Source organism: Flavobacterium sp. W22_SRS_FK3 (genome assembly GCF_052113665.1).
In the GTDB taxonomy this organism is placed as follows: Bacteria; Bacteroidota; Bacteroidia; order Flavobacteriales; family Flavobacteriaceae; genus Flavobacterium.
In genome coordinates this window covers 15,329-29,118 of record NZ_JBGQOF010000027.1, presented here as the reverse complement: position 1 = coordinate 29,118, position 13,790 = coordinate 15,329, and the positions used below count along the sequence as shown (strand labels likewise).

Annotated in this window: 10 protein-coding genes and 1 pseudogene; 8 read left to right on the top strand and 3 right to left on the bottom strand. The window is 31.4% G+C overall.

The features are described from left to right. Nucleotides 1–115: 115 nt before the first annotated feature. Entirely contained in the window at nt 116–403 is a 288-nt protein-coding gene (locus tag ACEN2I_RS18030; RefSeq protein WP_441767492.1) for a hypothetical protein, read from the bottom strand. Nucleotides 404–436: 33 nt separating this feature from the next. Between ACEN2I_RS18030 and ACEN2I_RS18025 the strand changes: the two are divergent. The 3 genes and pseudogenes from ACEN2I_RS18025 to ACEN2I_RS18015 form a co-directional block, all read left to right on the top strand. After that, a pseudogene (locus ACEN2I_RS18025) lies at nt 437–579 on the top strand (transposase); the annotation flags it as partial. Further along, complete coding sequence (locus ACEN2I_RS18020; RefSeq protein WP_441767491.1) at nt 579–701, top strand: hypothetical protein; 123 nt, start codon at nt 579–581, stop codon at nt 699–701. The pseudogene ACEN2I_RS18025 and the gene ACEN2I_RS18020, both read left to right, overlap by 1 nt. A gap of 882 nt (nt 702–1,583) precedes the next feature. After that, nucleotides 1,584–3,140 (top strand): hypothetical protein, encoded by a 1,557-nt coding sequence (locus ACEN2I_RS18015; RefSeq protein WP_441767490.1) that lies wholly within the window; start codon nt 1,584–1,586, stop codon nt 3,138–3,140. Between the two features lie 546 nt (nt 3,141–3,686). Here the strand turns inward: ACEN2I_RS18015 and ACEN2I_RS18010 are convergent. Continuing rightward, nucleotides 3,687–6,074, bottom strand: coding sequence for an arylsulfatase (locus ACEN2I_RS18010; RefSeq protein WP_441767489.1), 2,388 nt, complete (start codon nt 6,072–6,074; stop codon nt 3,687–3,689). A 153-nt stretch (nt 6,075–6,227) separates the two neighbouring features. Here ACEN2I_RS18010 and ACEN2I_RS18005 point away from each other — a divergent pair, with 153 nt between their 5' ends. Next, complete coding sequence (locus tag ACEN2I_RS18005) at nt 6,228–6,446, top strand: hypothetical protein (protein WP_441767488.1); 219 nt, start codon at nt 6,228–6,230, stop codon at nt 6,444–6,446. Between the two features lie 1,262 nt (nt 6,447–7,708). On the opposite strand, the gene ACEN2I_RS18000 is transcribed toward ACEN2I_RS18005, so the two are convergent. Continuing rightward, on the bottom strand, nt 7,709–8,245 hold the full coding sequence (locus ACEN2I_RS18000) for a DUF3575 domain-containing protein (RefSeq protein ID WP_441767487.1): 537 nt from the start codon (nt 8,243–8,245) through the stop codon (nt 7,709–7,711). A gap of 285 nt (nt 8,246–8,530) precedes the next feature. On the opposite strand from ACEN2I_RS18000, the gene ACEN2I_RS17995 reads away from it, so the two are divergent. The 4 genes from ACEN2I_RS17995 to ACEN2I_RS17980 all read left to right on the top strand — a co-directional run bounded on the left by ACEN2I_RS17995 (nt 8,531) and on the right by ACEN2I_RS17980 (nt 13,685). Beyond that, a complete protein-coding gene (locus ACEN2I_RS17995; protein ID WP_441767486.1) occupies nt 8,531–9,193 on the top strand; it encodes a 4'-phosphopantetheinyl transferase family protein in 663 nt (220 codons plus the stop codon). 24 nt (nt 9,194–9,217) lie between these two features. Continuing rightward, nucleotides 9,218–9,949 carry a thioesterase II family protein gene (locus ACEN2I_RS17990; protein WP_441767485.1) on the top strand — a complete coding sequence of 244 codons (732 nt, stop codon included), beginning with the start codon at nt 9,218–9,220 and terminating at the stop codon, nt 9,947–9,949. Between the two features lie 289 nt (nt 9,950–10,238). Then, entirely contained in the window at nt 10,239–11,837 is a 1,599-nt protein-coding gene (locus tag ACEN2I_RS17985; protein WP_441767484.1) for an MBL fold metallo-hydrolase, read from the top strand. Nucleotides 11,838–12,008: 171 nt separating this feature from the next. Beyond that, nucleotides 12,009–13,685 carry a cyclic peptide export ABC transporter gene (locus ACEN2I_RS17980; protein WP_441767483.1) on the top strand — a complete coding sequence of 559 codons (1,677 nt, stop codon included), beginning with the start codon at nt 12,009–12,011 and terminating at the stop codon, nt 13,683–13,685. Nucleotides 13,686–13,790 lie beyond the last annotated feature (105 nt).

The following is a 13,790-nucleotide window of genomic DNA, read 5'->3' as shown; positions in this document are numbered from 1 at the left end:
TGGCATCATAAAAATACCTCAGGCGCAGATACGCTATTCCTCACATTACTTAAATTTGTATCATCCAGTATAAAAATAGATATTTTATAAAAAAACAAACTATTAAGAATTTAAGTTAATTACAAAAGATCAGATTATTTACTTTGATTAGACCTTTTATCGTTATAACACTTTTGTCGGTGATTGTATTTAAAAAAATATATCCATTATCATTCAAAACCATCAACGCTTCTAGAACTCTTGCTTGGTTTTCCATTTCATTGGATATATGAATTTTTAATGTTGCTGTTACATTAAAAACTGGAAAAAGTACACTAGTAAGCTCTTCTAAAGTGTAACTCATGCCATATCTGCCAGAAAGTGTCTGCAGAATTTTAATACAAATTATTGATAATTTTTCCATGATAAATATTTTAATTAGATATACGAAATTTGAATAGGAATAGTTTTGTTATATCATTTTGTATGCCATGCAAAATATAGGCGAGTTGTGTTTTCTGTTGATGTAGAATCAAGTTTAAAAGAAGTTTGTCTTGAAATTTCTAAACTATTTGAAATTGTTTTATAGAGATAGGGTCTTGTCAATTCCGGAAAAAAAAATGATGCTGGCTTTCTATCTTGCAGCTCCTGAAGTAGAAAATGATCGTAGGGCTTTAAACACATTTCATGGAATGAGAAGGGCAAAAAAAGAAGCAAGATAGATGGTCTAAAGAAGATGGTTCCATCTATCTTGCATCGGTAGAACCTGCCCCTTCAGTTATGCGCTGGATATTAAATTGATGAAAGAGGACTATGGTATACAAATTACAAACCTTGAAAGAGAATTATCGTCAATTATAAAAGATATGCATAGTATTGAAACAATACTGAATAAAGGGATTGACAATCTAATTAAAATAAATCAAGCATATTTAGATATGGACTATCTTATACCTGAGGTTTGATTGGTTTGGTTTACCCTGAAAATTTTACAATTCAAGAAAATAAAGTACAAATAACTAGAGTGAACAAAATTATTGAGTCTGCATATATGATTAGCCAAGGAGTTAGAAGATAAAAAAAGGGACAAAAGATGATATTTTTCTTTTGTACCGAGTAGTGACGTCTAGTTTACAATTTACAAACCATTTTATGAATGATTTGAAGAAATTGGCTTACTATATGTAGTGTCTGTCTTTCATTGGCGTTATGAATTTGGTTTGGATGTCCTCTTGGTGATTCATGCAAAAATTATACAAACTCAATTGATTCATCGCATTAAACTAATATATAAATTTACAAGATTTATGGAGGATTTTAAAAGAATGTTTTAATTTAAGGCGGGATTGTCTTTCTTTGGCTCTACGAATTACTTTATTCGATTTATGTTTTGTGGCACAAAAGTAACACCTTTCAAGCAATTAAACGAAAAATCCTTATTCAAGAAAGAATAAGGATTTTTTTGTTTTTTAAAGAGCATTTTTTCGCTATGTTTTTGTTTGTAGATGCTAATTTACTTTACGTTCTTTACGCTCATAATAATACTGTTTTTTTTAAATTAGACAAGCCAAAAAATATTCACTTAAATTTTTAATCCTCAAAATATGAAAAAACAACTACTTTTATTAACAATTTTAATCGTAACCGCCTTAAGTAGTTCCGCTCAGAAAAAAAGCACAACTCCCAAACCCGCTAAAAAGCCTACTACGGCTACAATTACAACCAAAGCTTTAGAAGTTAAAGAAGTGGCAGACATCCCATTTGTGATATTAAATCTAGCACCTTCCAATCCCGTATCACAAGAAGTTATTGCAAAAGTAAAAAGTCAAGGCATAAATTTAAGTGGTAATGATTTTAAAATACCAAGAAGCACAGAACGTGGTTTTATGTACGATAGTTTTTTGCTTTACAAAGAAAATCTAGATGCTTATTTGATTAATTTAAAAGGAGATATAGAAAAGATTCCAACGGGGTCTCGTTTAATAACAGTAACTAAAAACAATTATCGCGTACTAGCGGATGCTTGTAAATACGAAAACGATTGGACAAAATGTAGAAACATTAGAATTATCGATAGTACTGGAAAAACCATTAGCCCTGATTTTTCACAATATTATTATGGACAAATGGAATCTTTTTATAATTCAGAAGATCATACTTATATCATTGTATCAGCTAGTTTAGACTCTCAAAATATTATTACAGAAGAAGGAAAAACTTTATTTCCCAAAGATGTTTCTAAGCTTAGTTTTATACTTCCGGGATATATATATTATGAGGAAGGTGGAAAACGTAAATTGATGGAATTAAAGACAAAAAAAATTACGGATCTGTCAGGATATTCTAGAGTAACTGGACTTCGTGTTAACAGCTATCTTGTTGGGGAACTAAACGGAAAAAATGTTCTTATAAATCCAGCAAACAATAAAGTTTTATTTGAAACCGATAAATTAATTGGTGAAGTTCATGGTTTAGACGATAGTACTCCAAAAAATTACTTTGCTTTAGGAGGATTTCAGGATGTTACGCTTGTAGGTATTAGTGGTAAAAAAGTCTTGGAAGATCAGTATAAAAGAGTGTACTTTCAGAATGATGGAATTACTTTTTTTGTTGAAAACAAACAAGGAAAAGAAAACTTCTATAACCTGGCTAAAAAAGCTTTTGTTTACAAAGATTTCTATACGCAATTAAAATCAGAAGGAGAGCTGACCTTGGTTAAGTATCAAAAATATTATGAAGTGTACAATAATATGGGCAATTCTAATACCAGCAACGATGGCTACTTAATGTATGATGAAAGTAAAAAAGTGACAGATGTTCAAATATGTAATAATTTGCTTTCGATTACAAAGAAAATTGATGACAATAATACGCTTTATGATGTTTATAGTGCTTTAACACATACTTTTTTATATGAAAATGTAAAAAGTTTTGGGCGTATAAGAAATGCAGACTATTATTACATGGTAAATAAAACAGGTGAGGATAATAAACGTACCATAATTAATGGTAAAGGAGCTATTCTTGTAGATGAAATTATAGTGCCTGATTACATACAATATAATAATTCTAAAGGGTATTTTGAGTTCACCAAAAAGTTCAATGGAAAACCAACAGAATGTTATGATAAAAAGGGTGTTAAGATTGAATGCACTAAATAATTAATTTAATTTTTCAATAAAAAAAGCCTGTAAGCAATATGAACATGCCCCAAAAAGTTAGACACTATATGGGGCATTTTTTATGGGAAGAAAATTTTACATTTATGAAAACAAAAAAACAGGGGCGGAAAAAAAAATAAAATTTTATTCTTAAACTTTCTTTTACTGGCATTCGAGAAATATTAAAGTAATATTATATTTTCATTCGCTCTTGTTAAATTATTTTTGAAATTTATCGCTACTCAAAAAATCAAATTTGATTTTGAAATAACTAAAGCTAATTTTGATCTTTACAGTTTTATTATCATTGTAAGGGATAAGATTAAAAAGTTTAAATCTTTTAATAAAAAGTCCTGATTTTGACTTTTTGCATTCTCAAGACAAAAAAGTCACTATTTTCCAGTGGCTTTTTTTTATCTTTTTTTAAAGTGTTAGGCATAAAATTCCTCGTTTTTACCCAAGATATAAAAAGAGGTATTTGATCTGGCCGTTAAAGGACAGCAAATACCTCTTTTGTTATTTATGAAAAATTACTTTAAGAGTGATTTAAGGTTTTAGATTTACTGTAACCTTTTCAATCTCTCCCTGAAAAGTAAATGGTACATCGTAGCTTCTATTTACTGGAGTTCCAAAGTCTTCGCCAACATCTAAAGTTTCATCGGCAGAGAATCTACTTGGAACTGTTTTTGGGATATCTCCTGTAGCGACTTGTTTGCCGTCTACCAGTAAGGTAACTTTAGCAGCTTTTCCTGCTCCTCCTCCTGCATAATCAAAATTAACAGTAACATTATGTTTACCGGCTGTAAGTGCAGCTGGAGACTGGATAGACCATTTTGACTGCGGATAATGAGAAAAGGCATAGGCAAAAGTTGGTTTTCCTTTTTGAAGCATTAAAGCCAATCCGGCGAAATAACCTCCTTGAGTTATAATCATTCCTTCATCACCAGCTTTTACTTCAATATCAGCTGTAATGCTGAAGGAAGTGTTTTTCATATTCGGAGCCATTCCCTCTGTAATGCGGGAGTTTCCTTCGTGGTAAACATAAATAGTTCTTCCTTTATTCAAATTCGGGCGGTTTTCAGGATTTACCCTGTCGATATAACGGTCATCTAATGGAAATACGTTAAATTTTCTCCCTTCTTCTAAAAAGGCTTTCTGCAGTTCTTTTAGCTTTTCAGGATTTTTGGCAGCAAGATTATCAACCTGGCTGAAATCTTTCTTAAGATCATACAATTCCCATTTATAATCTTTTATAGGATCTTCTGACGGAATAGGATGTCCCTGCCAGGGCAAGTTTCTAGGGGTTGTATTAGCCAGCCAGCCGTCTTTGTAAATTCCCCTGTTGGCTATAATCTCATAGTATTGTGTGGTATGCGTTTCAGGGGCAGATGCATTGTCAAAACTGTATACAAGGCTTTTTCCTGCCATAGGCAGCTGTTTAAATCCATCTACAGAAGTAGGTGCAGGAATGTTTGCGGCTTCAAGAATAGTAGGAACTATATCTGTAATATGTGCATATTGACTACGGATCTGACCCGTTTGCTTGATTCTTTTTGGCCATGAGATCACCATCCCTGTTCTGGTACCTCCTAAATGTGAGGCTATTTTTTTATCCCATTGATAAGGAGTATTCATAGCATGCGCCCAGCTTTGAGAATAATGTTCCTGTGTCCAAGGTCCACCAAATTCATCTAAATTTTTCAGCATAAATTCTTCCGTGTCTTTTTCGCCATTTACCATAATTCCAATTTCGCTTGTCAATCCATGCCCAGTTGGATCTTCCGCGCTCGCTCCATTATCTCCCATGATATAAATGATAAGGGTGTTGTCCAGTTCTCCTAAATCTTTAATGGACTGGATTATTCTTCCAATTTGATCGTCACAGTATGCCAGCTGTGCTGCATAAACTTCCATTTCCCTTGCTACCACTTTTTTCATGCCCGGGCTTAGCTTATCCCATCTTTGATAATCATCCGGAGTTGGAGCCAGTTTAGCATCTGGAGGAATGATTCCTAGTTTCTTTTGATTTTCATAGGTGGCAATACGCTGCTTGTCAAAGCCCTGATCAAATTTTCCTTTAAATTTAGCAATCCAGTCTTTTGGTGCCTGATGCGGTGCATGGGCAGTCCCTGGAGTATAATAAGAAAAAAAAGGTTTTTTTGGTGATACTGCTTTTTGTGTCTGAATCCATTTTATGGCATGATTGGCCAGATCTTTATCTAAAATGTAGTCCGGATCTACCTTGCCGTCAACCAGATAAGGATCAATAGGTTTTGTCCCTTCAATTAAAGAAGGTCTGAATTGATGAGCATCTGCACCAAGAAATCCATAAAAATATTCAAAACCTAAACCGGTCGGCCATAAATAAAAAGGACCTGCCGGAGTGGACTGCCAATCTGGAACATTGTGGTTTTTGCCAAACCATGATGTACCGTATCCGTTGTCTGTCAGTATTTTACCAATTGTGGCTACACTCTTTGGCACCAGACTGTTATATCCGGGATAGGGTGTTGAAAATTCCATAATAATGCCTGTAGCGGCAGTATGATGGTTCCGGCCCGTTATAAGTGCGGCTCTGGAAGGCGAACATACTGCCGTGGTGTGAAAGCGGTTGTACTTGAGTCCGTTTTTGGCAAGAGCATCAAAATTAGGTGTCGGGACCGGACCTCCAAATGTTGACGTTGCCCCGAAACCAACATCGTCAATTAGAATTAACAATACGTTTGGCGCGCCTTCGGGTGCGCTGATTTCTTTCGGCCATTCAATTGGATCTGAATCTTTAATATTAGGTTCAACTTTACCAACTTTCTGGTATGCTTCAATAGGCAGAACGCTTCTGTCGGGCCAGTTCCCTGTGGAAGATTTTTCCTGAGCCTGTATCAGGCTTACGGGAAGAATCAGTAGTAATTGAAATAGGAATAATTTACTTTTCATAATAGTTTTGGTATTTGTTAATCAAAAAAGGCATAAAATGTTTAAAATGTTGATTTTCAAGCGTTAGTAGTAAAGTTATTTTTTTTAACTGTTTAATTTGCAATTGTATGTGGTTTTGTTTTTCCATGATTTTATTTCGTTATATAAACTAAATTGTCAGCAAAAGAAGTACCAAATTGGAAGTGTGCCGCTGTCATTTTAATAGCAGCTTCTATTAGATGGCTTCAAACAGATCCTAATTTGAAATCAGATTTTAAGGCTGATTCCGAATTTGAACTAGTGTTACATTTTGCATTTTCTTTTGCGAGATGGAAACAAATAAGAAGCGGTTTAAAAGGGGGGAAAACAGCCTTTTTGCTTTTAAAATTATAGTTTAAAAATAATGCTTATAATGGTATCAGCCAATGGATATGATGTTGCAAATTATAATTTGAAACCAATTTTATAAGTAATTTAGATGTTAGAAAGTTTAAAAATTTAATTGCTTCTTTTAATAGCACTAAACCTTCATCGTTAAGCATTTTTTGTGCTTTTTTAGGGTGGAATTTTTCCTTATGGCTATTCTTAGAATTTTATAAAACAAAATTATTGTTAAATATAAATATAATGCTTTTAAGCTTAGTACTTGTGGGTGGTTTGTGCTTTGGAAGGTTAAAAAACATACTAAATAGCTCGATAAAAACAAAAAAAAAGCTAAAACTTTCGTTTTAACTTTTTAAGAGTGACCTCGATTTTACACTTTACAAAGCATTTTATGAATGATTTAAAGAAATTGGCTTATTTTTCTATTGATTTGTAAGATAATTATTTTGAATTTTAATTCTAGAGCGGTTTGTATATATCGTAAGGGTTAAACGTTAAAAAATGTTAAAACATATGTATATTTAAATTTATTAAGATGTAATAGCTTTTTACAAAATTCTTGAAAATAAAATTTGGTACTATGTAAAGAGAACGGGTTAGTTTTTAGTAAAATTATATAATAATTTTGAGATTATTCAAATCAAAATTTGGTCGGGATATTAAACTTTTCATACCGCTTTAATTTAATTAGTAGGTAATTATGTATGCATTTATTAGGGATGAGGAGAGCAGGATTCGAACTTTATCGCTGAAGTCCTGTCTATACTGGTTTATAAAATGTCTTTGACTAAAGTGCACCGATTCTGCACCAAATCCAAAATTTTGCAATTTCAATATTAAATAATGCACAAAAATTAAATACAAACGAATTAATATGCAGTTCTATTATTCTTTTTGTTTTACAAATATACCATAAAAATTTAAAATACAGCGTCTCTGTAAATTCTGGCTCTTTTGTAGAAATTGAAAAGTTTCTTTATAATCCATTCACTGAGAAACAAGGGATAGCAACTTTTTGCTCATTCCTCTTATATACTGCATTTTTTATACTTTTTTCTGTGTTGCGCCACGATTCTTCCACGAACCTTAAATTTTAAGATTTAATGCATTTTTTTAAAGTCGTAACTTTGTGTTTATCAGTGTTATAATTTATTTTGAATATCAAAGTTAAATAAATTTATTAGTAAATAAACAATAATTAAAATTTCTTAATTAAAAATTAGAAACTATCGATTGTTTATTAAGCTATTGAAAGTTTCTTACTAGATTATTTAAAACCTATAACCGACATGCAAACCAAATCTTGCAACATGGTCATGGTCAGTCTTATCAGCATTAAACAATAGTTTTCCCATTCCAAGGTTAGCTTCAAATATAAAACCACTTTTAGTAACCCATTTACTCCCTAAGCCTAGACCAATAGATAAATCAAATACATCGGAACCTTCTGTGAATTTGGAATTATCAATAGGGTCGTATACTTTTTTTCCATCAATGCTGCTTAACATTCCAAATCCTTCAAGGAAAAAACCGGAAGCAATTTTTTTTCCAAAATATCTTCTGTAGTATGGTGATAAAGAATAATTTAAGTCATCTTCGCTATGGTTATTAAATACGTACATTCCAGATACACCTAAAGAAGATTTTTCATTAAGGATTCTTTCGTACGTTCCTTCAAAGCTACTTGCAACAAGTGCTATCACATTTAACTTTAATTCATTTTTTTTTTCAATTTCAGAGTTGTCGTTTTGTGCATTAACTGCGAAAATTGAGAATAACATCGCAATTATTAAGTGCTTTTTTTTCATATAAATAAGTTGTTTTAAGTGCCCAAAATTATAGTTATTTACTTAAATATATGTTAAAAAAACACAACATTTTTGTTAAAATGTCATAAAAATCTTATTTCAATTTGTATATACTTCATTCTCAGTTGTATAGTTTGTTTGTGTTTTAACAAAAAATATTATATTAATTAAATTTTGTTATTAAGTAAAATACGCCTAAACTTGCAAAAAAAATTTTAGAGCGATCTTCAAAAAGTGTAAAAAAAGTATAAATTTAATGTATTACTTTATATTGTGTAAGAAAAAATGACATATATCTATTATGCCTCTATATCAGAAGAAAATCACAAAAATTTAATGGAAAAATTTTTGTTTAGATTTCCAATTGATTTTCAAAAAAAAATAACTGGTTTTCAACGGTGGCAAGATGCACAACTATCCTTGTTAGGAAGAATATTACTTTGTAAAGCAGCTGTAAATTTTAATAAAGATTATAAAAAATATTTAGACATAAAGTATAATAAGTTTAAAAAACCTTTTATTGAAGATGACGACGTTTACTTTAATATTTCTCATTCGGGAGAAATGGTTATTTGTGCTGTTACTAATGTGTGTGATATAGGAATAGATATTGAACTAGTACGAGATGTCGATATAGAAGATTTTCAGCCTCAAATGACAAATAATGAATGGCTGAAAATTTCTACATCATTCAATAAATTGGATTCATTTTATAATTATTGGACACAGAAAGAAGCTGTGATAAAGTGTTGTGGAAAAGGTCTCTTTGTAACTCTAAAATCTTTTGAAATAGCACAAAACATAGCAATTATTGATGATGAAAAATTTTTCATCAAAGAGATTATGATAGATGATAAGTATAAATGCCATGTTGCTACTAGTGAGCTGATTAATAACGAATGTATGGAAATTTCTGAATTAAATTCTTCAAATTATCACACATATTAATTTACAAAGCCGATTTAATTGACAATGAGAAATAAAGTAATAGCGCTCCCTTTTGCAGGAGGTAATAAATATAGCTTTAATAGTATTGAAAAGTATATTTCTAAAAATGTAGAATGGATTACTTTGGAGCTCCCAGGACGGGGAAGTCGTTTTAAGGAAAGTTTACTTGATCAGGTTGACCATATAGTAGATGATATATTGATTCAAATGATGCCATATATTGGACATGGAAATTATATTATTTATGGACATAGTATGGGTACATTAGTAGGGTACGAATTAGCAAAGAAAATAGCCGAGAAAAAATTGCAGCAACCACTGGCGCTATTTTTTACTGGTCGAGGTGCGCCAGGATTTAGAAGGTTTAGTTCTAAAAAATCCATACTACCTACTGCTGCTTTTTGGGACGAGGTTAATAAAATTGGTGGTCTGCCTAAAGAAATTCTTGAATGTAAAGAGCTTTTGGATCTTTACTATCCAATTTTGAAATCTGATTTCAAAGCTATAGAAGATTACAATTATTTACCAATGGAAGTCCGCTTTACCTTTCCTATACATATCGTAATGGGTAAGGATGAAATAGGGATTGGTGAGGAAAAAACTTCTCTGGTTGGAGTGAAGGGCTGGCAAAATGAAACTAGCGAGAATTGTACATTTGAATTTTTAGAAGGGGATCATTTTTTTATTTTTAAACACGCCGAATCAATTGCAAAAAGAATATCTCAAATTGCTATTGGTTCTGTTAATATTGTCTAGGGTTATTAAAGTTTTTTTGAAAATCTTTTGTAATTACGGTTTCCCGTAAGGTTTAATAAAAAAAATACTATAAATTCGCGTTTTCTCAATTGTGGCCAAGTATTAGCTGAAATGTTTTTATTGAAATAATAATCCTATTTTTTTTGCTCTAATTAAATTTAGAGTATTAATCAGTTTACTATCATAGATGGAAAGTGCATTTTAAATTTTTATAGTTAAAAATGTCCTATAATTATCGTTTAACGAAGTATGATGCCTTTGGTGTCAATTTAAGACTAAAATAATATTTATGAATTCAGATCAAGTTTATTTAAAACCAAATTTAGTAATAGAACCACTATTTGATAACTGGTATGCATGGAGTCATTTAATCTCTCCAGCAACAGCGGCTATGAATATCACAGGTAGACATTTAAAGATAATGAGTTCCTATATTCAGGCACCTGCTGCCCATGCGGCGGCAGTAAAAAATCCCAAAATGCTCGGAGGGCCCTTCATTGATTATGATGGAAAAAGGGTAGATGAGATAGAACAGTTAAGAAACGATACTTTAGAAAGTCAAAAAGATCTTCTTTCCTTTAGTGAAGCGGTTAAAGAATTAGATTTGCTTTTAAAGTCAAAAGCAAAAGGTTATTCTCTTGAGCCATTATATGACGAAGTTCCTGAAGTACTGAAAGGTTATGTAGAATTGATTTATGATCTAAATAACAACCCCTCATTTAGGTTCTTTGAGCCATTATTATATAATAGTAATTTTTATAAAGAAAAATCACAAAGTATTTTACTGTGGTTGACCGATAATGATGAAAGACCATTTGTTCTTAGTACACCTCGCTTAGATGATAAGGATAAAGTACATTTAAACATACCTTTTAGTCATCATGGGTTGGATGAACTGAGTAAAATGAGGAAAACGGCAGGTTCTTTAGAGGAAATTAAAAAAAAATTGAATATTACTTCTAAAATGGAGCCTGTCTTCGAATCTTTTTTTACAACCGAAGTTCCTACAGCTTATGAAAAATATACAGGTGATAAAGTAAGAATGCGTTATTTTGGCCATGCGTGCATTTTAGTAGAGACTAAGGAAGTTAGCATTCTTTTAGATCCGATAATCAGTTATTATGGTTATCCTCAGGAAGTTGATCGATTTTCAGATATGGATCTACCAGAAACTATTGATTATGTATTAATTACTCATAATCATCAAGACCATATTTTATTTGAAACTCTTATTCCATTGAGACATAAAATAAAAAATATAGTGGTACCTAGATCTGCTAATGGTAGTTTACAAGATCCAAGTTTGAAACTGATGTTTAAAGCTATAGGGTTTAATAATGTAGTAGAAATTGATGAAATGGATACTATTAACTTTAGCGATTGTTCCATCACAGGTATTCCATTTATTGGAGAACATTCAGATTTAAATATTCAAGCTAAAATATGCCATCATGTACGTGTCGGCAATTTTAAAATGCTTTTTGTTGCTGATTCGTGTAATGTAGAATCAAAAATATATGAAAGAGTGCAAGCTTTAGTTGGAGATGTTGACGTGATCTTTTTAGGGATGGAATGTGATGGAGCACCGCTTTCATGGCTATATGGCCCATTATTAACAGAGCCGTTAGCAAGAGACAAGGATTCTTCTCGAAGATTGGCGGGCTCTAACTTCGAAAGAGGGAAAGGTTTAGTAGAAGCATTTAATCCCAAAGAGGTATATGTGTATGCAATGGGACAGGAGCCTTGGTTAGAGTTTATTAGCAGTATTAAGTATACAGACGAATCCCATCCTATTGTACAGTCTGACTTGTTAATAAAGGATTGTATAGCTAAAAATATAGTCGCTGAACGTTTGTTTGGAGAAAAAGAGATTATGTATTTAAAATAGATTCGATTTTAATTTTTCTGAGTAGATTAAAAAAATTAATGATTTGCAAAAAAAGAAAATTAATGTTGAACAATTTAAAACAAAAGAATTCTGTCACAACATTTTTGTAAGCTTTTCGCATTATTTTCAGGGAAAGTAGAACTAATAATAACAAATAAATTAATTAGAACATTGGGAAAAGCAACATTGCTTAATTTATTAAGATTAAAACTAAAAATAGCGTTGCCATTACTTGGCTTTTTGGCTGTAATTAATGGCTTATGGAGTGGCAGTTTGTTAGTACTTGTGAGTCATAAAATATCAGGTACACCTTTACCTTTTTTTAATAAGTACGATTGGTTAATTTACTTGATTTTTGTTTCGGTTTCCTTTGTATTGACGTATTCGTTTAACGGTTACATGATAAAAGCTACATTAAACTTTGGTAAAGAAATGACCTTGCAAATCATAGATAAACTTCGGTTATCGAACTATGAATCTTACTTACATATGGGGGAGGCTAAAGTAAGAACTGTATTGGAGGATGTACGTACTTTAGAATCACTTCCAGGAGTTTTTATAACTTTTTTCAATTCTCTTGTAATGATAGTTGCAGGACTGATGTATATGTTTTGGCTTTATCCTAAAGGAGCCTTAACAATAGTTTTTCTCATTACTGTACTGGCATTTATTTATATATATAGAAATGGAATTATTGAAAAGAATTTGGGTGCTAAGAGAGATCTTGACGATGCATTTATGAGATTCTTTAATGACTTTTTGCATGGTTTCAATATGGTAAAAATGAGTACTAAAAGGAGTGATTCTATATACTTAGGGCACATTAGTGAAAATCGTAATAAGGCATTAAATCTCAGTATCAAGGCAGGATTATCTGCTTTTGGCAATGAGCTATTAGGGGATTATTTTTTTTATTTTTTAATTGGCACGATACTTTTTGTGTTACCTGTTGTTTTTAGTATTGATCACACGGTTATTTCGGGTTTTATGATTACGCTACTATTTTTAATGGGCCCAATCAGTATCTTAATAAATCTTATGAAAAATGTAATAGGTTATAAAATTGCTTTTACAAGAATTAATGAGTTCAATGATACGCTTACAGATATTTTAAACGATTCAGATGTACTTCCACTATCAATTTTAAAAAAAGAGTTGCCGGTTTTTGAAAGCCTCTCTATTGATAAGATAACCTATCAACATATTGATGAAAAAGGGAATGTTACGTTTGAACTTAAGTCGATCGATTTAAAAATTGATAAAGGAGAAATTATTTTCATTTCCGGAAGTAATGGTAGTGGGAAAAGTACTTTTATCAATTTATTATCAGGACTTTATATTCCTAAAACCGGCAAAATTGTGTTTAATGATTTAATAGTTACAGATGATAACAGATCGCAATATAGAGATATGATGTCATGTATTTTTTCCAATAACTATCTCTTTACAGAGAATTATGACAATTTTAATCTCCATACGACCAATAAAGACCTAGTGGAACTTTTGAAAAAAATGAAACTTGAAAAAGTTATTCGACAAGATGAAGAGAATAACAGAATATTCCAAAATTTGTCGAGTGGTCAACAAAAGCGACTGGCATTGATATATTCAATATTAGAAGAAAAAGATATTTTTATTTTTGATGAATGGGCCGCAGATCAAGATCCGGAATTTCGAAAATACTTTTACGAAAACATAATTCCGGACTTAAAAAGTAAAGGAAAAACCATAATTGCAATCACCCACGATGATGCGTACTATAAGTACTGTGATCGATTAATGAAATTTAATTATGGGGAAATGTTAGTTCAAGGTCAAGTTTTTCAACAGTATACAGATCAGTTATAAAAAACTGTTTAATTTAAGAATTTTATTTTCCAAGATATATTTTAGAAACTATTGAGACTAGCAAAAAGCGACGAAAGTTTGTAGTGAGGAATATTTGGAACTAGT